23 protein-coding genes are annotated in these 22,994 nt (G+C 51.0%); 14 read left to right on the top strand and 9 right to left on the bottom strand.

The window, feature by feature from the left end; all coding sequences use genetic code 11:
• The first annotated feature begins 330 nt into the window (after positions 1 to 330).
• The 8 genes from citC (at position 331) to rna (ending at position 7,985) form a co-directional block, all read left to right on the top strand.
• Positions 331 to 1,407 (top strand): [citrate (pro-3S)-lyase] ligase, encoded by a 1,077-nt coding sequence (gene citC, locus G4551_RS07050; protein ID WP_003022129.1) that lies wholly within the window; start codon positions 331 to 333, stop codon positions 1,405 to 1,407.
• Complete coding sequence (gene citD / locus G4551_RS07045) at positions 1,404 to 1,700, top strand: citrate lyase acyl carrier protein (protein ID WP_003022125.1); 297 nt, start codon at positions 1,404 to 1,406, stop codon at positions 1,698 to 1,700. The genes citC and citD overlap by 4 nt, the downstream gene beginning before the upstream one ends.
• Positions 1,697 to 2,605: an aldolase/citrate lyase family protein gene (locus tag G4551_RS07040; RefSeq protein WP_003022123.1), complete on the top strand. Its 909-nt coding sequence runs from the start codon at positions 1,697 to 1,699 to the stop codon at positions 2,603 to 2,605. Before citD ends, G4551_RS07040 begins: the two co-directional genes overlap by 4 nt.
• A gap of 9 nt (positions 2,606 to 2,614) precedes the next feature.
• Positions 2,615 to 4,147, top strand: a complete 1,533-nt coding sequence (gene citF / locus G4551_RS07035) for a citrate lyase subunit alpha (protein WP_003835599.1) — start codon at positions 2,615 to 2,617, stop codon at positions 4,145 to 4,147.
• Between the two features lie 3 nt (positions 4,148 to 4,150).
• A complete protein-coding gene (gene citX, locus G4551_RS07030) occupies positions 4,151 to 4,705 on the top strand; it encodes a citrate lyase holo-[acyl-carrier protein] synthase (RefSeq protein WP_003835601.1) in 555 nt (184 codons plus the stop codon).
• Entirely contained in the window at positions 4,674 to 5,579 is a 906-nt protein-coding gene (citG, locus tag G4551_RS07025) for a triphosphoribosyl-dephospho-CoA synthase CitG (RefSeq protein WP_003835603.1), read from the top strand. Before citX ends, citG begins: the two co-directional genes overlap by 32 nt.
• Before the next feature lie 25 nt (positions 5,580 to 5,604).
• On the top strand, positions 5,605 to 7,068 hold the full coding sequence (citT, locus tag G4551_RS07020) for a citrate/succinate antiporter CitT (RefSeq protein ID WP_003022114.1): 1,464 nt from the start codon (positions 5,605 to 5,607) through the stop codon (positions 7,066 to 7,068).
• Between the two features lie 110 nt (positions 7,069 to 7,178).
• Entirely contained in the window at positions 7,179 to 7,985 is an 807-nt protein-coding gene (rna, locus tag G4551_RS07015) for a ribonuclease I (protein ID WP_003835606.1), read from the top strand.
• Positions 7,986 to 8,026: 41 nt separating this feature from the next.
• Here rna and G4551_RS07010 read toward each other — a convergent pair whose 3' ends face one another.
• Entirely contained in the window at positions 8,027 to 8,650 is a 624-nt protein-coding gene (locus G4551_RS07010; RefSeq protein WP_003835608.1) for a flavin reductase family protein, read from the bottom strand.
• Positions 8,651 to 8,746: 96 nt separating this feature from the next.
• Positions 8,747 to 9,577, bottom strand: a complete 831-nt coding sequence (locus tag G4551_RS07005; protein WP_003022107.1) for an alpha/beta fold hydrolase — start codon at positions 9,575 to 9,577, stop codon at positions 8,747 to 8,749.
• Between the two features lie 275 nt (positions 9,578 to 9,852).
• Here G4551_RS07005 and rnk point away from each other — a divergent pair, with 275 nt between their 5' ends.
• Positions 9,853 to 10,263, top strand: a complete 411-nt coding sequence (gene rnk / locus G4551_RS07000; protein WP_003022104.1) for a nucleoside diphosphate kinase regulator — start codon at positions 9,853 to 9,855, stop codon at positions 10,261 to 10,263.
• Positions 10,264 to 10,446: 183 nt separating this feature from the next.
• Positions 10,447 to 10,875 (top strand): universal stress protein UspG, encoded by a 429-nt coding sequence (gene uspG, locus G4551_RS06995; RefSeq protein ID WP_003022101.1) that lies wholly within the window; start codon positions 10,447 to 10,449, stop codon positions 10,873 to 10,875.
• A gap of 69 nt (positions 10,876 to 10,944) precedes the next feature.
• Here uspG and G4551_RS06990 read toward each other — a convergent pair whose 3' ends face one another.
• From G4551_RS06990 to ahpC, 6 genes are all read right to left on the bottom strand, one after another.
• Entirely contained in the window at positions 10,945 to 11,712 is a 768-nt protein-coding gene (locus tag G4551_RS06990; protein WP_003835612.1) for a dimethyl sulfoxide reductase anchor subunit family protein, read from the bottom strand.
• Positions 11,712 to 12,269, bottom strand: a complete 558-nt coding sequence (locus G4551_RS06985; RefSeq protein WP_003022094.1) for a 4Fe-4S dicluster domain-containing protein — start codon at positions 12,267 to 12,269, stop codon at positions 11,712 to 11,714. The genes G4551_RS06990 and G4551_RS06985 overlap by 1 nt, the downstream gene beginning before the upstream one ends.
• The gene (locus G4551_RS06980) at positions 12,266 to 14,536 is read right to left on the bottom strand and encodes a molybdopterin-dependent oxidoreductase (RefSeq protein ID WP_003835615.1); all 2,271 of its coding nucleotides are present in this window, start codon (positions 14,534 to 14,536) and stop codon (positions 12,266 to 12,268) included. Before G4551_RS06980 ends, G4551_RS06985 begins: the two co-directional genes overlap by 4 nt.
• Positions 14,533 to 15,087 carry a TorD/DmsD family molecular chaperone gene (locus G4551_RS06975; RefSeq protein ID WP_003835617.1) on the bottom strand — a complete coding sequence of 185 codons (555 nt, stop codon included), beginning with the start codon at positions 15,085 to 15,087 and terminating at the stop codon, positions 14,533 to 14,535. Before G4551_RS06975 ends, G4551_RS06980 begins: the two co-directional genes overlap by 4 nt.
• Positions 15,088 to 15,310: 223 nt before the next feature.
• Positions 15,311 to 16,876: an alkyl hydroperoxide reductase subunit F gene (gene ahpF / locus G4551_RS06970; protein ID WP_003835619.1), complete on the bottom strand. Its 1,566-nt coding sequence runs from the start codon at positions 16,874 to 16,876 to the stop codon at positions 15,311 to 15,313.
• Positions 16,877 to 17,030: 154 nt separating this feature from the next.
• The gene (gene ahpC / locus G4551_RS06965) at positions 17,031 to 17,594 is read right to left on the bottom strand and encodes an alkyl hydroperoxide reductase subunit C (protein WP_002894394.1); all 564 of its coding nucleotides are present in this window, start codon (positions 17,592 to 17,594) and stop codon (positions 17,031 to 17,033) included.
• A 366-nt stretch (positions 17,595 to 17,960) separates the two neighbouring features.
• Between ahpC and dsbG the strand changes: the two genes are divergently transcribed.
• The 4 genes from dsbG to G4551_RS06945 all read left to right on the top strand — a co-directional run bounded on the left by dsbG (position 17,961) and on the right by G4551_RS06945 (position 21,814).
• Positions 17,961 to 18,713 carry a thiol:disulfide interchange protein DsbG gene (dsbG, locus tag G4551_RS06960; RefSeq protein WP_003835621.1) on the top strand — a complete coding sequence of 251 codons (753 nt, stop codon included), beginning with the start codon at positions 17,961 to 17,963 and terminating at the stop codon, positions 18,711 to 18,713.
• 198 nt (positions 18,714 to 18,911) lie between these two features.
• Positions 18,912 to 19,817, top strand: a complete 906-nt coding sequence (gene citR / locus G4551_RS06955) for a DNA-binding transcriptional repressor CitR (RefSeq protein ID WP_003835623.1) — start codon at positions 18,912 to 18,914, stop codon at positions 19,815 to 19,817.
• Positions 19,818 to 19,988: 171 nt separating this feature from the next.
• On the top strand, positions 19,989 to 21,212 hold the full coding sequence (locus tag G4551_RS06950) for a phosphoadenosine phosphosulfate reductase (RefSeq protein ID WP_003835626.1): 1,224 nt from the start codon (positions 19,989 to 19,991) through the stop codon (positions 21,210 to 21,212).
• Positions 21,197 to 21,814 carry an IbrB-like domain-containing protein gene (locus G4551_RS06945; RefSeq protein ID WP_003835627.1) on the top strand — a complete coding sequence of 206 codons (618 nt, stop codon included), beginning with the start codon at positions 21,197 to 21,199 and terminating at the stop codon, positions 21,812 to 21,814. The genes G4551_RS06950 and G4551_RS06945 overlap by 16 nt, the downstream gene beginning before the upstream one ends.
• Here the strand turns inward: G4551_RS06945 and G4551_RS06940 are convergent, their stop codons facing one another.
• Positions 21,815 to 22,975, bottom strand: coding sequence for a pyridoxal phosphate-dependent aminotransferase (locus tag G4551_RS06940; RefSeq protein ID WP_003835629.1), 1,161 nt, complete (start codon positions 22,973 to 22,975; stop codon positions 21,815 to 21,817).
• Positions 22,976 to 22,994: the final 19 nt, after the last annotated feature.

The raw sequence follows: 22,994 nt of genomic DNA, 5'->3' as shown, positions 1-22,994 counted from the left end.
TTTTATTTACACGTTACGGTATAAAACAAGATCGTTGCAGATTCCCCACTTTAAATCAATTAAACAAATTAAAACCACACGCTATTTCGAGGTTAAATTAATTAAAAAACTTAAACCCATAAAACACATTAAAACCTTCTAACTTATTGTGAAATAAATCAAAAATTACCTCCAAAATACCCCTTACGATGTATGCAGCAGGGAAAAAAAGAAATACTCCGTAATAAAAAACCATTCCCTTCAATTGCAAACAAAACGTTATCAGGTTGCTAAGCAGAGCAACAAAAACAGAAACCCAGTAACAAATATAGCATCGGGGCTCTATTCACTATGTTCGGTAATAATATATTCACGCAAGTTAAACGCTCAGAAAATAAAAAGATGGCGGCTATCACGCAATTTCTGAAAGAGAATGATTTGAGCGTTGACACCACCGTCGAAGTATTTATCACCGTCACCCGTGACGACCGCCTGATTGCCTGCGGCGGTATCGCTGGGAATATTATTAAGTGTGTCGCCATCTGCGAATCCGTACGGGGCGAAGGCTTAGCGTTGACGCTAGCGACCGAGTTAATCAACCTCGCCTATGAGCGCCACTGTACGCACCTCTTCATCTATACCAAAACCGAGTACGAATCGCTGTTTAAACAGTGTGGCTTTTCTACGCTGACCAGCGTTCCCGGCATTATGGTGCTGATGGAAAACAGCACCACGCGTCTGAAACGTTACGCTGAATCTCTGGCAAAACAGCGTCGTGAAGGGAAAAAAATTGGTTGTATCGTCATGAACGCCAACCCCTTCACCAACGGACATCGTTTTCTGATCCAACAGGCGGCCGCACAATGTGACTGGCTGCATCTGTTTTTGGTCAAAGAGGATACCTCACGGTTTCCGTATGAAGACCGGTTGGATCTGGTGCTTAAAGGGACAAAAGATATTCCACGTTTAACCGTGCATCGCGGTTCGGAATACATCATTTCCCGCGCCACGTTCCCGTGCTACTTCATCAAAGAGCAGAGCGTTATTAACCACTGCTACACCGAAATAGACCTGAAAATCTTCCGCCAGTACCTGGCACCGGCTCTCGGCGTTACACATCGTTTCGTCGGTACCGAGCCGTATTGCACCGTCACCTCCCAGTACAACAACGATATGCGCTACTGGCTGGAGACCCCAACGCTTCCCGCCCCACCAATTGAACTGGTGGAAATTGAGCGGCTGTGCTTCCAGGAGATGCCGATTTCCGCCTCCTGGGTGCGCAAGCTGCTGGTTAAAAAAGATCTCACGGCTATCGCATCCCTGGTCCCTGACGCCACGCTGCACTATCTGCAAAGCATGGTTGAACGAGCCTCATCGGGTGCGGCAGTCCGCCAAAATACCCCCGCATTAGCAACAGGTGAAAAATGAAAATAAACCAGGCAGCCGTCGCAGGCACACTCGAGTCCGGTGATGTGATGATTCGCATCGCCCCACTCGATTCGCAGGATATTGACCTGCAGGTTAACAGTAGCGTCGAAAAACAGTTCGGTGATGCCATCCGGACCACCATCCTGGACGTTCTGTCCCGCTACAACGTACGCGGCGTGCAATTAAATGTTGATGATAAAGGCGCACTGGACTGCATTTTACGTGCGCGACTGGAAGCACTACTGGCCCGCGCTGGCGGTATTCCGGCACTGCCATGGGAGGATTGCCAGTGATTTCCGCATCTTTGCAACAACGTAAAACCCGTACTCGCCGCAGCATGTTGTTCGTACCGGGTGCCAATGCCGCCATGGTCAGCAACTCGTTCATCTACCCGGCAGATGCACTGATGTTCGACCTGGAAGACTCCGTCGCGTTGCGTGAAAAAGATACCGCTCGCCGCATGGTGTACCACGCGCTGCAGCATCCGCTGTATCACGACGTTGAAACCATCGTGCGTGTAAACGCCCTCGACTCCGAATGGGGCATCAACGACCTTGAAGCAGTGGTACGCGGCGGTGCTGACATCGTACGTTTACCGAAGACCGATACCGCGCAGGATGTCATCGACATCGAAAGTGAAATTCTGCGCATCGAGAACGCCTGTGGCCGTGAACCCGGCAGCACCGGCCTGTTAGCCGCCATTGAGTCGCCGTTAGGCATTACCCGTGCGGTAGAAATTGCCCACGCTTCCGAGCGCCTGATCGGTATTGCTCTGGGGGCGGAAGATTATGTGCGTAACCTGCGCACTGAACGCTCGCCGGAGGGTACTGAACTGCTGTTTGCCCGCTGCTCTATTTTGCAGGCTGCACGTTCTGCCGGTATTCAGGCGTTCGACACCGTGTATTCCGATGCCAACAACGAAGCAGGTTTCCTGCACGAAGCCGCACACATCAAGCAGTTGGGTTTTGACGGCAAGTCGCTCATCAACCCGCGCCAGATCGAACTCCTGCATAACCTGTACGCCCCGACGCGCAAAGAGCTGGCTCACGCCCGTTTGGTCGTAGAAGCCGCTGAAGCCGCTGCCCGCGAAGGTCGTGGAGTGGTTTCCCTGAACGGCAAAATGGTCGACAGCCCGGTTATCGAGCGCGCCCTTCTGGTTATCTCCCGTGCAGAACTTTCCGGCATTCGCGAAGAATAAGGCAAAAAAATGACGCAGAAAATCGAACAGTCTCAACGCCAGGATCGCGTGGCGACCTGGAGCCGTCATGCAGAAAGTGAGCTTTCCGCTTATCAGAGCACCGCAAAAGTAGAACTACAGGCGCAAAAACCGCGCGACAAAAAGCTGTGCGCTAACCTGGAAGACGCCATTCGTCGTTCAGGTTTACAGGATGGCATGACCATCTCTTTCCACCACGCTTTTCGCGGTGGCGATCTGACCATTAATCTGGTGATGGATGCCATCGCCAGTATGGGTTTCAAAAACCTGACGCTGGCCTCCAGCTCTCTGAGCGATTGCCATGCTCCGCTGGTTGAGCACATCCGTCAGGGCGTGGTCAGCCGTATTTATACCTCCGGGTTGCGTGGCCCGCTGGCGGAAGAGATCTCCCGTGGCCTGCTGGCCGAACCGGTACAGATTCACTCCCACGGTGGACGTGTACACTTGGTACAAAGCGGCGAACTCAGCATTGATGTGGCGTTCCTCGGCGTACCGTCCTGCGACCAGTTTGGTAACGCCAACGGTTATACCGGTAAAGCATGCTGCGGCTCACTGGGCTATGCCCGCGTAGACGCCGAAAACGCGAAACAGGTTGTCCTGCTGACTGAACAACTGCTGACCTATCCACATAACCCGGCCAGCATTACACAGGATCAGGTAGATCTGATAGTGCAGATCGATCAGGTCGGCGATGCGGACAAAATCGGTGCTGATGCGACCCGCATGACCACTAACCCGCGAGAACTGTTAATCGCCCGTAGCGCGGCAGAGGTCATTGCTAACTCCGGCTACTTCAATGAAGGCTTCTCACTGCAGACAGGCACCGGCGGCGCTTCTCTGGCCGTGACGCGTTTCCTGGAAGACAAAATGCGCAGCCGCGATATCCGTGCTGACTTCGCGCTGGGCGGCATCACCGCCACCATCGTGGATCTGCATGAAAAAGGCCTGATTCGCAAACTGCTGGACGTGCAGAGCTTCGACCGTAACGCGGCTGAGTCCTTGGCCCGCAACCCAAACCACATTGAAATCAGTGCAAACCAGTATGCCAACTGGGGTTCAAAAGGCGCATCCGTTGACCGTCTGGATGTGGTGGTACTGAGCGCATTAGAAGTAGACACCAACTTCAATGTGAACGTACTGACCGGTTCTGACGGCGTACTGCGAGGCGCATCCGGCGGACACTGCGATACGGCTGTGGCCGCAGCGCTTTCCATCATCGTCGCACCGCTGGTTCGCGGACGCATCCCGACGCTGGTTGATAACGTGCTGACCTGCGTAACCCCTGGCTCCAGCGTTGACATTCTGGTCACTGACCACGGTATCGCCGTCAACCCTGCACGTCCGGAACTGGCAGAACGACTGAAAGAAGCCGGTATGAAAGTGGTGTCCATTGGATGGCTGCGCGAACGTGCACAGCAACTCACCGGTCAGCCACGCGCTATCGAATTCACTGACCGCGTGATTGCCGTTGTGCGTTATCGCGACGGTTCAGTGATTGACGTTGTGCATCAGGTGAAGGAATAAGCCATGCACCTGCTCCCTGAACTCGCCACCCAACACGCGGTTTCGATTCCCGAGCTGCTCGCCAGCCGCGATGAGAGACAAGCAAGACAACAGGACTGGCTGACACGTCACTCTGCGCCGCTGGTCTCGTTCACCGTGGTTGCACCGGGTCCGATTAAAGACAGCGCATTAACCCGTCGCATCTTTAATCACGGCGTAACCGCCTTGCTCGCGCTGGCGGAACAATCAGCCTGGATTGTCAGGGAGCAAACAGCGCTGGTTTCTGCCAGCGGTCCAGAAGGTCTTTTGTCTATTGAGGCTCCGGCCCACGACCTCAAGCTCGCCACGATTGAACTTGAGCATTCACACCCGCTGGGACGGCTATGGGACATCGATGTCCTGACCCCTGAAGGGGAAATTCTGTCCCGGCGTCATTTCGCACTCCCTGCCCGCCGCTGTCTGCTGTGCGAGCAAAGTGCTGCCGACTGTGCGCGGGGTAAAACCCACGCACTTTCCGACTTACTCACTCAGATGGAGGCACTGCTGCATGATGCCGATTCCCGCAACATCAACCAATAATGCAGTCCTTCCTCTGGATCTGCCTGATGCTTACGCAACGCTCGCGTGGCGCGCCATGCTGACTGAAGTCAACCTGTCACCCAAACCCGGTCTGGTAGATCGTATTAACAACGGCGCGCATAAAGATATGGCGCTGGAAGATTTTCATCGCAGCGCCGAGGCTATTCAGGCCTGGCTGCCACGTTTTATTGAATATGGGGCGTTTAGCGCACAGCTGTCGCCTGAGGATGTATTGAAAGGACTGCGCCCGCTGGGCATGGCCTGCGAAGCTGATATGTTTCGCGCCACCGCTGGGGTGAATACCCACAAAGGCAGCATATTTTCTCTGGGCCTGCTGTGCGCCGCCATTGGCCGCCTGCACCAGCTCCAACTAACTGTTACCGCTGAAACCATTTGCTCTACGGCAGCAACATTTTGCCGTGGTCTGACCGAGCGCGAACTGCGCCAGAACAATCAACAACTCACGGCAGGCCAACGTCTTTATCAGCAACTGGGATTAACCGGCGCACGGGGCGAAGCCGAAGCTGGATACCCGCTAGTCATCCAGCATGCCCTGCCGCACTACCGCGCACTGCTGACTCAGGGCCGCGACCCTGAACTGGCGTTACTCGACACTTTATTGCTGCTGATGTCTATCAACGGCGACACCAACGTGGCTTCACGTGGCGGCGCAGAAGGTCTGCGTTGGCTACAGCAGCAGGCCACTGCCCTGATGCAGCAAGGGGGGATTCGTACCCCTGCCGATCTCGAATACCTACACCAGTTCGACCAACAGTGCATTGAACGCAACCTCAGTCCCGGAGGCTGCGCCGATCTGCTGATCGTCACCTGGTTCTTAGCTCAGATTTCACAAGTTCATCATTATCACAATTAAAGATCCTTTCCGGAGAATCACACACATGTCTTTAGCAAAAGATAAAATATGGAAGTTACTGGCCCCATTGGTCGTAATGGGCGTCATGTTTCTTATCCCCGTCCCTGATGGAATGCCTCCACAGGCCTGGCACTACTTTGCCGTGTTTGTGGCGATGATCGTCGGTATGATCCTCGAGCCAATTCCGGCAACAGCGATCAGCTTTATCGCCGTAACGATCTGCGTTATCGGCAGCAACTATCTGCTGTTTGATGCTTCAGAACTGGCCGACCCGGCATTTAAAGCGGGTAAGCAAGCGTTGAAATGGGGTCTGGCGGGCTTCTCCAGCACCACCGTGTGGTTGGTGTTTGGTGCATTTATCTTCGCACTGGGTTATGAAGTCACCGGTCTGGGTCGTCGTATCGCGCTGTTCCTGGTGAAATTCATGGGTAAACGCACCCTGACGCTGGGCTATGCGATTGTTATCATCGACATTCTGCTGGCGCCGTTTACACCGTCTAACACCGCGCGTACCGGTGGTACCGTATTCCCGGTTATCAAAAACCTGCCGCCGCTGTTTAAATCATTCCCGAACGATCCTTCCGCGCGCCGTATCGGCGGATACCTGATGTGGATGATGGTAATCAGTACCAGCCTGAGCTCCTCTATGTTCGTGACCGGCGCTGCGCCAAACGTACTGGGTCTGGAATTCGTCAACAAAATTGCCGGTATTCAAATCAGCTGGCTGCAATGGTTCCTCAGCTTCCTGCCGGTCGGTATTATTTTGCTGATCGTTGCTCCGTGGTTGTCATACGTTCTGTACAAACCAGAAGTCACTCACAGTGCTGAAGTTGCCGCATGGGCCGGTGATGAACTGAAAGGCATGGGTAAACTGACCCGTAAAGAGATAACGCTGATCGGTCTGGTTCTGCTCAGCCTGGGCCTGTGGGTCTTCGGTGGTAAACTGATTGATGCAACCGCAGTGGGTTTGCTTGCTGTCTCCCTGATGCTGGCGCTGCATGTGGTACCGTGGAAAGACATTACCCGCTATAACAGCGCATGGAACACCCTGGTTAACCTCGCCACGCTGGTCGTTATGGCGAATGGTTTAACCCGTTCAGGCTTCATCGACTGGTTCGCCAACACCATGAGCACGCACCTGGAAGGCTTCTCGCCTAACGCGACCGTGATCGTTCTGGTGCTGGTGTTCTACTTTGCTCACTACCTGTTTGCCAGCCTTTCTGCACACACTGCCACCATGCTGCCGGTTATTCTGGCTGTCGGTAAAGGTATCCCGGGCGTGCCGATGGAACATCTGTGTATCCTGCTGGTACTGTCCATCGGTATCATGGGCTGTCTGACTCCATATGCAACAGGCCCTGGCGTTATCATCTACGGATGTGGTTATGTGAAGTCCAAAGACTACTGGCGTCTGGGTGCTATCTTCGGCGTTATCTACATCTCTATGCTTCTGCTGGTCGGCTGGCCGATTCTGGCAATGTGGAGCTAATCATTTCGGTTCACACCTGATGAAAATGATGCCAGTCAGCTAAACCTGACTGGCATTTTTTATGATTAAATAGATGATATTCAGAATTTATATAAGTATCCGAAATCATCATGACATCAACATGGCGTTATTCTTCGTTGCTGGCAGCACTCCTGCTGCCGGTTTCTGCAGCTCAGGCCGATGAACTTCAGGCAAAACAGTACGCTGATTTTGACAGCTACGTGCTAGCCCTCTCCTGGCAAACCGGATTTTGTCAGAGCCAACACGAGCGTAATCGTCAGGAGCCTGACGAATGTCGTTTACAAAAAGAGAGCGCAGACAAAGCGGATTTCCTGACCGTTCACGGTTTATGGCCCAGCCTGCCTAAATCCATTGCCGCCCGTGGAGTCGACAACCGCCGCTGGATGCGTTTTGGCTGCGCGACTCGCCCTATTCCCAACCTGCCTGAAGCACGTGCCAGCCGTAAATGCGCGGCCCCCGAAACCGGGCTGTCGCTGGAAAGCGCAGCAAAACTCAGCGCCGTAATGCCCGGCGCTGGAGGGAGATCCTGTCTGGAACGTTACGAGTATGCCAAACATGGCGCGTGTTTCGGTTTTGATCCCGACGCGTACTTTGGCACGATGGTACGGCTGAATAATGAGGTTAAGAACAGCGAGGTGGGCAAATTCCTGGCGGAAAACTACGGCAAAACTGTCAGCCGTAACGCATTTGACGCCGCAGTTGCCAAAAGCTGGGGCAAAGAGAACGTCAAAGCTGTGAAGCTAAGCTGCCACGGCAATCCGGCGTATCTCACTGAGATCCAGTTATCCCTGAAAGCCGACAACATCAACCAGACGTTATCTGCACAGTCATTCTTACCGCAACCGCATCCGGGTAGCTGCGGTAAACAGTTTATTATCGACAAAGTGGGATATTGAAACTTGCGACCGACGCTGCAAGCTGGCGTCGGTCCGTAAGCTCAGCGTTTTGCTCGTGCATCCGGGCGAACTAAATCAAAACGGTGTGTTTCACTGATCGAATAATACGCCGTTGGCCCACCTGCACGCAGTACCGGCTTCGCTTTCGCCGTCTGATAGATGCCGTCTTCCAGGAGTGTTTCATCAATGTGGATGCCCACCACTTCCCCCAATACCAGCCAGGTATCAACCGGTGAGCCATCAGCGGTAGTCAGTTGCAGGCTTTGCGATAAGCGACACTCAAAATTGACCGGGCTTTGCGCCACGCGCGGCACGTTGACTATCCGGCTATCTGCTTTACTAAGCCCGGCGGCAAAAAACTCGTCCTCACCGTGCGGCAAGCTGGCTGACGTTTCGTTCATCGCAGTGGCCAGCTCAAGAGTCGTCAGGTTCCAGACAAATTCACCGGTTTCGATAATATTCTGCACGCTGTCTTTCCAGCCGCTGCTAGCGAAACCGATAATCGGCGGATGATAGTTAAAACAGTTAAAGAAACTGTATGGTGCCAGATTGTGCCGACCATTGCCGTCACACGACGCAATCCAGCCAATCGGGCGCGGTCCAATGATGGCATTTAGCGGGTCATGCGGTAAGCCGTGTCCCTGTGACGGTTGATAGAAATACATAGCGTTCCCTGTTGAAGTTAACGTCAGCGCAGCACAAATTATGCTTCGCTCATCCCCCTGGAAAAAGAAGATCAGCGTAGAACAATCTGCCAACGATTACGACTGAATAAAGTTGAGCAGGTCACCGTTGATCTGTTGTTTATGGGTGGTGCAAATGCCATGCGAGCCGCCGACATATACCTTCAACTGCGAATCAGGTAGTATTTCCGCCGCGACCTTTCCGCAGGTTTCAAACGGGACAATCTGATCGTCATCACCGTGGATCACCAGCGTCGGGATGGTCATCTTTTTGAGGTCCTCACGCAGATCTGTTTCCGAAAACGCGTGGATACAGTCGTACAACGCTTTGATGGAACCTTGTAAACCCTGTTCAACAAAACTTTCCCTGACGGCTTTCGACTCTTTTGCGCCAGGACGGTTGTAGCCATAGAATGCAGCGGTTAATTCATAGAAAAAGGCGGCGCGATCGTTCACAACCCCCTCACGGATGCCATCGAATACCTCTTTCGGCACGCCATTTGGATTAAAGTCAGTCTTGATCATGATGGGCGTCACCGCGCCAATTAACACCGCTTTTGCCACCCGCTGCGTCCCATGCCGGCCAATATAACGAGCCACTTCCCCACCGCCGGTAGAGTGTCCGACATGGACGGCATCTTTAAGATTGAGATGCGCGGTAAGTTCAGCCAGATCGTCAGCATACTGATCCATATTGTGACCATCCCAGGGTTGGGCCGAACGCCCATGTCCACGCCTGTCATGGGCGATCACACGAAATCCTTTCGACCCGAGGAACAACATCTGATCCTCAAACGCATCTGCCGTCAGCGGCCAACCATGACTGAAGACAATGGGCTGTCCACTTCCCCAGTCTTTAAAATGCAAATAGCTGCCGTCTTTCAAGGTAAGTTTGTCGTACTGGCTCATGAGATCTCCTGTCGCGGAACACTGAGTTGTTTGACGCGCCCGCAGCGAGCGCTTAAAAAGCATAATGCAAATTGGAGAACGATCACGTTTTTCGGCTAAAATCACACCATACGCGACAATATTGATGATTTGCCTGAATGTGAACTAAATCACTTCAAACATGGGGTAAGTCTCAGTATCATCATAAAAGCTAAACCCTTGCCGCCTGACGGTGAGGGTTTTCTTTTGGGATTATTTACCTGCGCACCCGCAGTATCGACGACATGGAGTAATAAATGTCCAGACCAACTATCATCATTAACGACCTCGATGCGGAACGCATTGACCGCCTGTTGGAGCAACCTGCGTTTGCTGGTTTACCGATTGCCGACGCCCTTAACGCCGAGCTGGATCGTGCCCAAATGTGTTCTCCAGAAACCATGCCGCACGATGTCGTGACCATGAACAGCCGCGTGAAATTCCGCAATCTGAGTGATGGCGAAGTCCGTGTGCGTACCCTGGTGTATCCGGCCACTATGACTGACAGCAGCACACAGCTTTCGGTAATGGCACCTGTCGGCGCTGCACTTTTGGGGCTGCGCGTTGGTGATACCATTCACTGGGAACTGCCAGGCGGGACCTCAACGCACCTCGAAGTTATTGAGCTTGAGTACCAGCCTGAAGCTGCAGGCGACTACCTGCGCTAACTCTGTCTTATCAAAGCCACTCGCTTTATCTTACAGGGGATGCATCCGCATCCTCTTTCCGGTTAGATCTCCCTGCTCCTCGCTTTCTTTCATGTTCGCAAAACATAAATCTGTGTCGTGACTGACAGAATCATTTTTAATACTATGCTGTTATGTGTTCATGTAATGACAAGGAGAATGTTTATGTACAACACAATCATAATGCCTGTTGATGTATTCGAAATGGAACTGAGCGACAAGGCTATTCGCCATGCAGAATTTCTGGCCCAGGATAAAGGGGTTATCCATCTGCTGCATGTGCTGCCAGGCTCAGCGAGCTTAAGCCTGCACCGCTTTGCCGCTGACGTTCGTCGTTTTGAAGAGCATCTGCAACACGAAGCGGAAACCCGTCTGCAAACGATGGTCGGTCACTTCAGCATCGATCCTTCCCGTATTAAGCAACACGTCCGCTTTGGCAGCGTCCGTGACGTGGTCAACGAGTTGGGTGAAGAGTTGAATGCAGATGTCGTTGTCATTGGGTCGCGTAACCCATCAATCAGCACCCATCTGCTCGGCTCAAACGCTTCCAGCGTTGTCCGCCACGCGACTTTGCCAGTGCTGGTTGTTCGTTAACAGCCACTGATTCGCTAAAGAAAACCCCTGCCAGGTTAACGCCTGACAGGGGTTTTTATTACCTCACGATCAATACAAATGACCGATATTCACGATGGTGCTGATCGTATCGCCAAAGAACGTCAGACGACTCAGGAATATGCCAACAAACAGCAGGACAAAAATCGCTTTTGCGCGACGCTCTCCCTGACGGCTTAGCACAAAGGCCACCGCCAGACACAGCAGACTCGCCAGATAAAGCGGCGACGTCAGCCAGGCATGCGCCGTCATCTGCATGATAGTGCCGCCGCTTAGCCAGATAATGGGCGCGGCGATCATGACCGCCATACACACAACAATCCCCTGGCGCAATGCGGCAACGGCAGGTGCAAGGTTAAGCAGTGGAATCGCCGCACACCCCATCACCCACACCGTGATAAAGAACAACAGCATTGTCAGACCGTTGGCTATCGCCACCATTGCCGGGGCAGCATAGGTCATCCCCTGCACCGCCACCAGCGCGATACCGAGAACAGAGGCCAGAACAGCTGGCACTTTGTGCCCTTTTGCCAAAAACGTCACCCCGACCGCCGCACCGTATAAGGTTGCGCCAAGAATTTCACGGCTCAGCCAGGCGTGCTGCAGGTTAATCAGGGCATCGTAGGCGCGATCCGGATGTGCAAGGTGCAGGATCGCTGCAACGGACGCCACCGCCAGAACCAGCCCACTTACCAGCCAGTACAGGCGTTTGCTTTCCAGTTTTCCTTGCAGCGTGCGTAGCGTCAGAATGAGCGTGATCCCAACCGACATCTGGCTCAATACGGTAAAAATAACCAGCGGAAGTTCATACTTTTCCATTACTTGCCCTCCGGCTGCTTCGGCTGACGCGCAAGGATAAAACGCGTGCCAGGATTAAGCTGCGGCATACGCGGGAATCCCGGCGGATACTGTACGGCATTGTCAGGTATAGGATCGGCATCCAGATCGATAAGCGTCAGCGCACCTACCGGACAGGCATTCACGCAAGCCGGTTGCATACCAACATCAAGGCGCTCGTAGCACATGCTGCATTTTTCCGCTTTCTTCGTCTCCTCATTAAAACGCGGCGCACCGTATGGGCAGTTGCGGATACAGTTTTTGCATCCAATACAGCGCTCCGGGTTATGCACCACGACACCATCTTCACGCTTGGTGTACGCCTCTACCGGACACGCCGCCAGACAGGCCGGGTTTTCGCAGTGGTTACAGGCCAGCGAATAGAACGCCCGCTCTTCATGCGGATAAATTTCTTTATCCAGCGGGTAGACATAGCGCCAGAAACGTTCAGGTTCCAACTGGTTAAAACTCTTACACGCCATTGCACAGCCACGGCAGCCGATGCATTTATCGCTATTAACTAAAAACGCGCGTCTCATGCCGCTGCTCCTTTACTGATCAAAATGATGTCCGCAAACTGACTGTGGATAGCCGCACCTGGCGCACCGGTTTTCATCAACCCCATATCGGCTGGGGTATCCGCCACCACGTTTTGAACGTTGTATTTCCGTTTCGGGAACCACGCCTCGTACATCACCAGGAAATCTTCCGGAACGTTAGCGGTCACCTTCGCACGCAGTTCTACTTCACCTACGGTGTTAAACACTTTCACCAGGTCGTTTTCGGCAATGCCTCTTTTTTCTGCGGAAATCGGATGCATATAGACAAACGGCTCCGGATAGAAGACCTGCATCCAGTCAAGGTTGATAAATTGGGAATGGATACCGAACTGCACATGCGGTGTAAACAAGTGGAATGGCAGCGTGCTTTTCGCCTCCGGTTTGTATTCCGGCAGCGCCGTATGACCATTTTTCTCACACAGCTCAGATCTGAACTCAAACTTTCCTGAGGGGGTTTTAAATTTGCGGTCATACCAGGCCGCAGAACTCGGCAAAATGGCTTTTTTCGGGCCATCCAGTAAGTCATCCCAGGAGGAAATGCCAAACATTTTGGCCATTCCGTCATTGAATTCCTGGTCCAGCCAACGCTTATGATTGAACTCCTGCGGGAATGTGCAAGAACCCGGCTCCAGCTTGTTGATTGTGCGGGAAAGTAAAACGGCGATTTCCAGATCGCATTTTGCCTCGTACATTGGCTTAATTGCAGGCTGGTTGATTGAGAGCCAGTAGTGCCAATATGAGGCGTCTACGTTCCACTCTTCAAAGGCCGTGGTGACAGGCAAAACGATATCGGCATGCTGGACGGTCTCGTTAAAGAACTGATCGGCACAGACCACCATTTCCAGTTTTTCGAATGCTTTTTCCATCTTGCTGCGATCAAAATCCTGAGCAAACGGGTTCTTACAGGCAACCCAAAGCATTCGGACAGGCGGCTCGTTGGCTTCCAGAATTCCCTTGGCGGTCTGGTTGATATTCAATGAGCGATCGGAATACTGTGCGACTTCCCCCGCAGAACCAAACTCGCTGGTAGTTCCCGCCGCACCTGGCATACCGATGGAGCCTACCGGTGGCTTCTGCAGCATGGCGTTGTAGTTAAAGCCCCAGGTATGCAGATGACCGTAGCGAGCGCCGCCGCCTTCAATGCCAATATTGCCGGTCATTGCCACAAAGGCATCGATCGCCCGTACGTTAGCGCCGCCGTTAACATGACGCTGCATGCCGTAGCCAATCCACACGGTAGCAGGGTTAACCGCGGTAAATTCTTCCGCCAACTGGCGAATAACATCCGCCGACAGCCCGCAAATCTCAGACGCCCACTCTACGGTAACGCTGTTGCGCAGATAGGCTTCGAATTCCGGGTAACCATGGGAATAGTTGTTGACGAAATCCTGGTCCACCAGACCTTTATCCACCAAATGACGTGCCATACCCAGCGCCAGCGCACCATCAGAACCAGGACGAACGCGTAAATAGAGATCGGCTTTCGCAGCGGTCTGCGTTAACAGCGGATCGATAACGACCACTTTCGCCCCTTTCTCCCGCGCCTGGTAGATATACTTCATGGTGTGCATAGAGCACCAGGCCGGGTTAGCGCCCCAGATAATGATGTATTTTGCTTTCACAAAATCTTCTGGGTCGTTACACCACATATCACCCATATCGTAGTTCTGGGCATCGATACCGGCTGGCCAGCAAGGTGTTCCGGCAAAACGCGTGGTGTAACCCAGCGAAGACATCATCCCTTCAACCGCATAGTTCAATACCCCAAATTTGCCGGAATATTTGGTCATCGCCAGACCCAGCATTGAACCGTCTTTCTTTTTGATCTCCAGCATCTTGGTCGCAATGCGCTGCATTGCTTCGTCCCAGGAAATACGACGCCAGTTCCCACTGCCGCGAACATCCTGAACCATCGGATATTTAATGCGATCCGGGCTGTATACCCGACGCGGGTAGCTCAGTCCCTTCACACACGGAGTTCCATGCGTAAACGTTGACTCAGGCGCACCCTCCACAAAGGTGATGACGTCATCCTTCACCCAGGTTTTCAGGCTACAAGTGTCATAGCAGTTACGCGGACAGGCGTTACGATAGATTTTGTAGGTTTTGGGGTTAAATGGAATGGGCGGTTGCGCCAATGCACAGCGTGAAGTCAGCAATCCCCCTGGCAGGGCTGCGACCGTGCCAAGGGCAATCAACCCTTTCAAAAATGAACGTCTGTTCAGAACTCCCGGTTCATTACTCATATTGATACTCTCGTTTTTAATTCATCAAGCCAAGAAGACAATCTTCCAGCTACGTTTTTCAACGTGGCGGTTTGTGCATTTATATTTATTTTTTCTATATACTCGGGCACCCACACCGCGACATACTCAGATGCATATCGATTAAGGGTCACCTGGTATTCTGACGATGCTCTGGCATTAGCTGATAATAAAACCGCCAATTCCAATACACAGGAAATATGATCATCAGGAATATTATTCACGACACTTATAGATAACCCTATATTTGCCATGAATTCCCGAATGCTAAGGGTTGATTTACCCATTACAAGGGTATCTTCTTCAAGATAAACTGAGGCAAACGGAGCGGCCTTTAGCTTCTGCGGTCCGACAAACAGCGCATTGAAGTCGTACTCCGCTTCCAACCACTCCTGCTCTGTTAGCGCCGAGGCATTTGTATCTAAAGCTGAATAAGCCGCTTTCAGCGTGCAACTATCGTGAGAGATAAAAAAATCACGTAACAATAACCCTGTCGATTCAAAGATCGTCAGGGTTTCATATATTTCACCCATGAATTAACCAACCATTTATTCACACAACAAATGAAAAAACAATGCAGGTTAATATAATAAAGATAACGCCCTCGCTTTCTTTGATGAAAATAATGATCAGGCTAATTAAGTGAATGTTTTATACGGTTTATTGTTTCAAGAATTGACAATGTGAGTATATGGAAATAAAAAACCGCCAGCGGATGACTGGCGGTTTTGGCATTGCAGGTGAGTCTTACTCTTTTTATGCTACTGTCGTGCGAATCAGATAATCAAACGAACTCAACGAGGCCTTCGCGCCTTCACCGGTCGCGATGATAATCTGCTTATACGGTACGGTGGTGCAGTCACCGGCAGCGAAAACACCTTTCACGCTGGTTTCGCACTTGGCATCGATGATGATTTCACCCATGCGATTACGTTCAACGGCGCCTTCCAGCCAGTTGGTGTTCGGCAGCAGACCAATCTGTACAAAGATACCGGCCAGTTCCACATTGTGAACATCCCCGCTCACGCGGTCACGATACTCCAGGCCAGTGACCTTGCTGCCATCGCCTTTCACTTCTGTCGTTTGCGCGTTCAGAATGATGTCGACATTTTTCAGGCTGCGAAGCTTATTCTGCAACACCTGGTCTGCCTTCATTTCAGGAGCAAACTCCAGCAGCGTCACATGTTCAACAATACCTGCCAGGTCGATAGCCGCTTCAACGCCGGAGTTACCGCCGCCAATTACCGCAACACGCTTACCTTTAAACAGCGGACCATCACAGTGCGGGCAATAGGTTACACCTTTGGTGCGATACTGATCTTCACCCGGAACGTTCATGTTGCGCCATTTCGCGCCGGTGGCGATGATAATGCTACGTGCTTTCAGCACCGCGCCGGAGGCTGTTTCAATCTGATGCAAACCGCCTTCCTGCGCTGCTGGGATCAGTTTGCTTGCGCTCTGGCTGTCGATCACATCGACATCATAATCATCAACGTGTGCTTTCAGCGCACCTGCCAGTTTCTGACCTTCAGTTTTCGGTACTGAGATGTAGTTTTCAATATCAACGGTATCAAGAACCTGACCGCCAAAACGTTCGCCCATCAGACCGGTGCGAATGCCTTTACGTGCAGAGTACACCGCTGCCGCCGCCCCCGCAGGACCAGAACCGACAATCAACACGTCATAAGCATCGCGCTTATTCAGTTCTTCAGCTGCACGTTTTTCTGCGCCGGTATCCACTTTCGCCACGATCTCAGTCAGCGTCATACGACCCTGGCCGAACTCTTTGCCGTTCATAAATACCGCCGGAACGCCCATCACGTTACGATCGGTGATTTCATTCTGGAATGTACCGCCGTCAATCGCCGTATGTTTGATACGTGGGTTCAGTACCGACATAAGGTTCAACGCCTGCACTACGTCCGGGCAGTTGTGGCAGGAGAGCGAATAATAGGTTTCAAATTCAAAATCACCGTCGAGATCGCGGATCTGCTCCAGCAACGCCTGCGCCTCTTTTGACGGATGACCACCAGTCCACAGCAGAGCCAACACCAGAGAGGTAAACTCATGACCCAGCGGAGAACCGGCAAAACGCGGTCCCTGGTGAGAACCAGGATTGGTAATCAGGAACGATGGCTTACGCACCGCCAGAGTATTGTCTTCTTTAAAGGTGACTTTTTCTGACAGTTCAGCAATTTCAGTCAGCAGTTCCTTGATTTCTGCCGATTTAGCGCTGTCATCCAGCGTAGCAATCAGCTCAACAGGTTTGGTCAGTTTCTCAAGATAAGCCCTGAGCTGGGTTTTCATATTTGTGTCGAGCATTCTTCTTCCCTCTCTGAAAACATCATCATGCAAGCCGATTTTGCAGGACTGCATTAATGCAACTTGCGTCATGGTGCTGGAATAAAACAGGCGCAGATTTGCGCCTGTGGAATGCCGGATGCACTACGTTTATCCGGCCTACAAATTATGCGACTTAAATCTTACCAACCAGGTCCAGAGATGGAGCTAAGGTTGCTTCACCTTCTTTCCATTTCGCCGGGCAAACTTCACCAGGGTGAGAAGCGACATACTGTGCAGCTTTAATTTTACGCAGCAGGTCAGATGCATCACGGCCGATACCTTCAGCAGTAACTTCGATTGCCTGGATGATACCCTGCGGGTCAACAACGAAGGTTGCGCGGTCAGCCAGACCTTCATCTTCACGCATGTTGTCGAAGTTACGGGTCAGGGCGCCAGTCGGGTCGCCGATCATCGCGTATTTGATTTTAGCGATGGTCTCAGAGCTGCTGTGCCATGCTTTGTGGGTGAAGTGGGTGTCAGTAGATACGGAATACACATCTACGCCCAGTTTCTGCAGTTCTTCGTAATGGTCTGCAACGTCACCCAGTTCGGTCGGGCATACGAAAGTAAAGTCAGCCGGGTAGAAGAAGAAGACGCTCCAGCGACCTTCGGTATCTTTCTCGGTTACTTCGATGAACTCACCGTTTTTGAACGCCTGGTTTTTGAAAGGTTTAATTTTGGTATTAATCAAAGACATCTGTACTTCCTCCGTGTTTTCGTTGAGAGATAAGTTAACGAAAATCTCTTAGCAGGGCTAATGCGTTTCCTTTATCAAATCAATAAGCGTTAACTAACAACTTACTCAATCGAACCTAAAAGACAAAAGTAAAAAAGGCCCCCTATGCAGGGAGCCTCATTACCCGAGCTACCCGCAGGTAACGTCAGTGCCAGCAGGGCTGGCTATGTGTTGCGCTCTACATTACCTTAACAAAGGTCGTAACAGCGATTGGGATTACATCACCCAACTCAAGAAAGGGCAATCGACGGACCGTCGATCTTACCTATGGCTGCGATAGGTTTTGCAATTAAGCCCCCTTTCCTGCTGATTTTATAAGGAAAATCAATGTTTAAACGTACCTTACTTTTAACCCTGCTCCCTGCCGTGGTGCATGCCGAAGAACTACCTGCTCCCGTTAAAGCTATTGAGAAACAGGGCATTACCATCCTGAAGCCTTTCGATGCACTGGGTGGAATGAAAGGCTATCTGGGAAAATACCAGGACATGGGGGTCACTATCTATGTCACGCCTGACGGTAAACATGCCATCTCCGGCTACATGTATAATGAAAAAGGCGAAAACCTCAGTAATGCGCTCATAGAAAAAGAGATCTATGCCCCTGCCGGACGTGAAATGTGGCAGCGAATGGAAAAAGCGTCGTGGATTCTGGACGGGAAAAAAGAGGCACCGGTTATTGTGTACGTGTTTGCCGATCCCTTCTGTCCCTATTGTAAACAGTTCTGGCAGCAGGCGCGTCCGTGGGTAGAATCCGGTAAAGTTCAGTTGCGTACATTATTGGTTGGCGTAATTAAACCTGAAAGTCCGGCCACCGCCGCTGCAATTCTGGCAACCAAAGATCCGGCCAAAACCTGGCATGACTATGAGGCATCCGGTGGGAAAATGAAGCTGGAAATCCCGGCTTCGGTCCCTGCGGAGCAAATGAAGTTACTGAATATCAACCAAAAGTTGATGGATGATTTGGGGGCCAACGTAACGCCGGCTATCTATTACATGAGTAAAGACGATACGTTACAACAGGAAGTAGGCTTACCGGATAAAGAAAAATTAAACATTATCATGGGAAATAAACAAAAGTAACAAGATGAGTGATTGTTATCGTTCTCATATCAATCACTCATTTAAATTAACTTTCCTGCTGAAAATTACGCAACTTGTGCTATTTTAGCTAAAGTTAATTATTCATTAAGCACACAAACATAAATTTCAAGAATAACTACCATTTAAACTATTCCACAATTGAATTTTTCACTACATTACCATCACAGGAAGGTACGCATGGCTAACCTCTATGACCTCAAAAAGTTCGATCTCAACCTGTTGATTATATTTGAATGCATATATCAACATTTGAGCATCAGCAAGGCTGCAGAAACGCTGTACATCACGCCATCAGCTGTAAGTCAGTCATTGCAACGACTGCGTACGCAGTTTAACGACCCTTTATTTATTCGCTCCGGCAAAGGTATTACGCCCACGGTGACGGGTATTAATCTTCATCATCATCTTGAGCAAAACCTTAATCACCTGGAGCAAACAATAAGCATCATGCATGGTGCCCAGCTGAAAAATAAATTCATTATTTACAGCCCACAACTTACAACCACTGTAAATGTGACGACATTAATTCATGCTCTGGTACAAGATTCAGATATTGAAGTGGAACATCACGATATCTTAATGTCGGCAGAAACTGCTGAAAACATACTGGCTTACCGCAAGGCCGACATGGTGGTTACGATGATGCCGGTCCATAACCGTTCCGTCGTTTGCATCCCTTTTAAGACTATCGAGAGTGTTTTGATTTGCAGAAAAGACCATCCCAGAATGAATGACTCAAGCACCCTGCAACAAATTATGCAAGAGCAATTCACCTTCTTACTCACCGAAGAGAAAGGTATTAAAGAATGTCAATCACAAGCCAATACTTTTTTTGTTAATCGTAAGATTGGATTTAGTAGCGATTCTCTGACATCAATCGTTAATATTATTTCCAGCACGGATATTATTGGCCTGATTCCTAAATTAATGTACGATCACTATGCGACTGCACTTAATCTCAAAGAGATTAGTGTTGACTTTAATCTACCCAGCGTCCAGCTATTTTTAATGTATAACAGGGCGTCGCTTAACAACAAAGCATTCGCTGCATATATAAATCAAATCTCCTCAGAAAGTCTGTAAATCGTATTGCAACTTCTCATCAGTACATTTAATTCATTTTCAGAATGTAACAAGGCAACACATATAAATTAAATATATATTTAAATATTGCATACTATATAAATTGGCATATCGTAATAATGTGCATCTCTTATTAATACAAACAATAAAAATCTCTGATATGGTCTTGATATGTCTGTTTATAAAATACCATTGAATCAAAACGTTCTCGAAGCCGCACAGGATCGTATCGCCTGGACGCTTGAGGCTCTGCCACGCATTTGCGTTTCTTTCTCTGGAGGTAAAGATTCGGGGCTGATGTTACATCTAACCGCCGCCATTGCCCGCCAGTTACAGAAAAAAATAAACGTCTTGTTTATCGACTGGGAGGCGCAGTTTTCCTGCACTATCGATTATATCCAGGCGCTGCGCGAGAGTTATTCCGATGTCATCGAAAATTTCTATTGGGTGGCATTACCGCTGACGACGCAGAATTCACTGTCACAATTTCAACCCGAATGGCAGTGTTGGGAGCCGGGTACGCAATGGGTTCGCCAGCCGCCCGCAGATGCCATAACCGATCCTGAATATTTCTCCTTCTATCAACCCGGCATGACCTTTGAACAATTTGTTCGTGAGTTCGCTGACTGGTTTTCGCAGAAACGACCGGCTGCCATGATGGTGGGCATCCGCGCCGATGAGTCATATAACCGCTTTGTTGCCATTGCCAACTCGCAAAAGCAGCGTTTTGCCGATGACAAGCCGTGGACGACTGCAGCACCTGGTGGACACACCTGGTATATTTACCCGCTGTATGACTGGAAAACAGCCGACATCTGGACGTGGTTTGCGAAGTCAAAATTGCCGTGTAACCCCCTGTATAATCTGATGTACCAGGCCGGGGTCCCGACACGATATATGCGAATTTGCGAACCCTTTGGCCCGGAACAGCGTCAGGGATTATGGCTATATCATGTCATTGAACCCGAGCGCTGGGCGGCTATGTGCGCCCGTGTCAGCGGTGTTAAAAGCGGGGGGATTTATGCCGGTCATGACAACCATTTTTACGGTCATCGGAAAATACTTAAACCAGAGCATTTAAGCTGGCAGGAATATGCCATGCTGCTATTGAACAGCATGCCGGAGACTACCGCAGAGCATTACCGCAATAAAATCGCCGTCTATTTGCAGTGGTATAAGAAAAAAGGCATGGATAATATCCCGCAAACTCAGGAAGGCGATATTGGTTCGAAAGATATTCCTTCATGGCGACGTATCTGCAAAGTCCTGTTGAATAATGATTACTGGTGTCGGGCACTTTCATTCAGTCCAACGAAACCCAAAAACTACCAACGCTATAACGAACGTATGAAAACAAAACGCCAGGAATGGGGAATCTTATGCAACACCGACTAACTCACGAACTCCTCGGCTTTCTTTCTGGCCTGTCAGAAGAAGAACGAATTGAAGCCATCAATGAATTCAGGCGGGCGATACACAGCGTCAGTCCCTTTCGCGAGGAACCCGTAGATTGCGTACTTTGGGTTAAAAATGATCACATTTCACCCAATGACTACAACCCCAATAACGTTGCGCCACCGGAGAAAAAGCTGCTGCTGAAGTCCCTTGAAGCAGACGGGTTTACACAGCCCATTGTGGTGGTTCACTCAACGGCAGAGGAATACGAAATTGTCGACGGTTTCCACCGCCACGAGTTAGGTAAAGCCAAAGCCTCACTGAGGCCCAGGCTTAAAGGATACCTGCCGGTTGCCTGTTTAGAACGAGAACGCCATGAGCGTATGGCGGCGACCATTCGCCACAACCGCGCCCGTGGGCGTCATCAAATCCACGCCATGTCCGAGATTGTCCGCGAGCTATCGCAACTGGGATGGAGTGAAGAAAGAATTAGCAAGGATCTCGGCATGGACGACGACGAGGTGTTACGCCTGAAGCAAATCAACGGTCTGCAAGAGTTGTTCGCCGACCGTCGATTCTCCAAAGCCTGGACGGTGAAATAGCTACAGCGACACCAGACGTTCAGCTGCTGTTAACAGCGTCGATTCTTGCTTGGCAAAACAGAGACGAATCAGTTTATGCGGGAAAGGATCGGCGCAGAACACAGACAGCGGTATCGCCGCAACGCCCACTTCAGTGGTCAGCCACTGGCAAAATTCCACGTCGTTAAGCGTGGAAACGGCGCTGTAATCGACCAGCAGAAAGTACGTGCCTTCACACGGCAGAATTTCCAGTCGGCTGTCACGCAGCGCGTTCACCAACACGTCGCGTTTTTTCTGATAAAACGCAGGCAGCTCGCGATAGTGTGCAGGATCTTCTCGTAGCATATCCGCCAGTGCCAACTGAGCCGGCGTGTTGACAGAAAACGTCAGATACTGGTGTACCTTGCGTAACTCAGCGCTAATGGCTGCTGGCGCAACGCAGTAGCCAATCTTCCAGCCGGTCATATGATAGGTCTTACCAAACGATGAAACAGCAACAGCGCGTTCCCGCAGCTCTGAATGTGCCAGCACACTGGCATGCCCTTGCCTGGCGAAACAGATATGCTCATAAACTTCGTCGCTGATGACAAAGATCTCGCGTTCTTTAATTGCTTGCCACAGCGCGTCAAAATCGGCCTGATGCCACACGGTGGCAGAAGGATTATGTGGCGTGTTCAGGATAACCAATCGGGTACGGTCGCTGAGTAAGGCACTAAAAGCCTGCCAGTCGACGCGAAAAGACGGTGGTTGCAGCGCGATACGTTTAACCACCCCGCCGGATAATTCAACCGCAGGCGCATAGCTGTCGTAGCTCGGGTCAAAACAAATCACCTCATCACCTGGGCGCACCAGCGCAGTGATCGCGGCATACAGCGCTTCTGTGGCCCCCGCCGTGATGGTCACTTCACTATTCGCGTCGGGTTTGTAGCCGTACAGGTCTGCCGTTTTATCCGCGATGGCTTCGCGCAGCGGCTGCACGCCCGTCATCGGTGCATACTGGTTTGCACCGTGCGCGACGTGATACGCCAAACGCTCCTGCAAAAAGAGCGGACCGTCAAAATCAGGAAATCCCTGCGAGAGATTAATGGCCTGATGCTGCTGCGCCAGCGCACTCATTTGCGTGAAGATAGTAGTGCCCAGGTTAGGCAGTTTGCTTTGCGGAATCAGCGGGTTATTACTCATTATTGTTATCCCAGCGTGT

This window comes from Citrobacter freundii ATCC 8090 = MTCC 1658 = NBRC 12681 (genome assembly GCF_011064845.1).
Classification (GTDB): Bacteria; Pseudomonadota; Gammaproteobacteria; order Enterobacterales; family Enterobacteriaceae; genus Citrobacter; species Citrobacter freundii.
The sequence above is the reverse complement of the archived record's forward strand: the minus strand, read 5'-3'. Positions and strand labels throughout refer to the sequence as shown.

Bases quoted from the DNA above. Each gene is read 5' to 3' on its own strand.
- citC (WP_003022129.1), top strand. From the start codon at position 331: ATGTTCGGTAATAATATATTCACGCAAGTTAAACGCTCAGAAAATAAA.
- citD (WP_003022125.1), top strand. From the start codon at position 1,404: ATGAAAATAAACCAGGCAGCCGTCGCAGGCACACTCGAGTCCGGTGAT.
- citF (WP_003835599.1), top strand. From the start codon at position 2,615: ATGACGCAGAAAATCGAACAGTCTCAACGCCAGGATCGCGTGGCGACC.
- citX (WP_003835601.1), top strand. From the start codon at position 4,151: ATGCACCTGCTCCCTGAACTCGCCACCCAACACGCGGTTTCGATTCCC.
- citG (WP_003835603.1), top strand. From the start codon at position 4,674: ATGATGCCGATTCCCGCAACATCAACCAATAATGCAGTCCTTCCTCTG.
- citT (WP_003022114.1), top strand. From the start codon at position 5,605: ATGTCTTTAGCAAAAGATAAAATATGGAAGTTACTGGCCCCATTGGTC.
- rna (WP_003835606.1), top strand. From the start codon at position 7,179: ATGACATCAACATGGCGTTATTCTTCGTTGCTGGCAGCACTCCTGCTG.
- G4551_RS07010 (WP_003835608.1), bottom strand. From the start codon at position 8,650: ATGTATTTCTATCAACCGTCACAGGGACACGGCTTACCGCATGACCCG.
- G4551_RS07005 (WP_003022107.1), bottom strand. From the start codon at position 9,577: ATGAGCCAGTACGACAAACTTACCTTGAAAGACGGCAGCTATTTGCAT.
- rnk (WP_003022104.1), top strand. From the start codon at position 9,853: ATGTCCAGACCAACTATCATCATTAACGACCTCGATGCGGAACGCATT.
- uspG (WP_003022101.1), top strand. From the start codon at position 10,447: ATGTACAACACAATCATAATGCCTGTTGATGTATTCGAAATGGAACTG.
- G4551_RS06990 (WP_003835612.1), bottom strand. From the start codon at position 11,712: ATGGAAAAGTATGAACTTCCGCTGGTTATTTTTACCGTATTGAGCCAG.
- G4551_RS06985 (WP_003022094.1), bottom strand. From the start codon at position 12,269: ATGAGACGCGCGTTTTTAGTTAATAGCGATAAATGCATCGGCTGCCGT.
- G4551_RS06980 (WP_003835615.1), bottom strand. From the start codon at position 14,536: ATGAGTAATGAACCGGGAGTTCTGAACAGACGTTCATTTTTGAAAGGG.
- G4551_RS06975 (WP_003835617.1), bottom strand. From the start codon at position 15,087: ATGGGTGAAATATATGAAACCCTGACGATCTTTGAATCGACAGGGTTA.
- ahpF (WP_003835619.1), bottom strand. From the start codon at position 16,876: ATGCTCGACACAAATATGAAAACCCAGCTCAGGGCTTATCTTGAGAAA.
- ahpC (WP_002894394.1), bottom strand. From the start codon at position 17,594: ATGTCTTTGATTAATACCAAAATTAAACCTTTCAAAAACCAGGCGTTC.
- dsbG (WP_003835621.1), top strand. From the start codon at position 17,961: ATGTTTAAACGTACCTTACTTTTAACCCTGCTCCCTGCCGTGGTGCAT.
- citR (WP_003835623.1), top strand. From the start codon at position 18,912: ATGGCTAACCTCTATGACCTCAAAAAGTTCGATCTCAACCTGTTGATT.
- G4551_RS06950 (WP_003835626.1), top strand. From the start codon at position 19,989: ATGTCTGTTTATAAAATACCATTGAATCAAAACGTTCTCGAAGCCGCA.
- G4551_RS06945 (WP_003835627.1), top strand. From the start codon at position 21,197: ATGCAACACCGACTAACTCACGAACTCCTCGGCTTTCTTTCTGGCCTG.
- G4551_RS06940 (WP_003835629.1), bottom strand. From the start codon at position 22,975: ATGAGTAATAACCCGCTGATTCCGCAAAGCAAACTGCCTAACCTGGGC.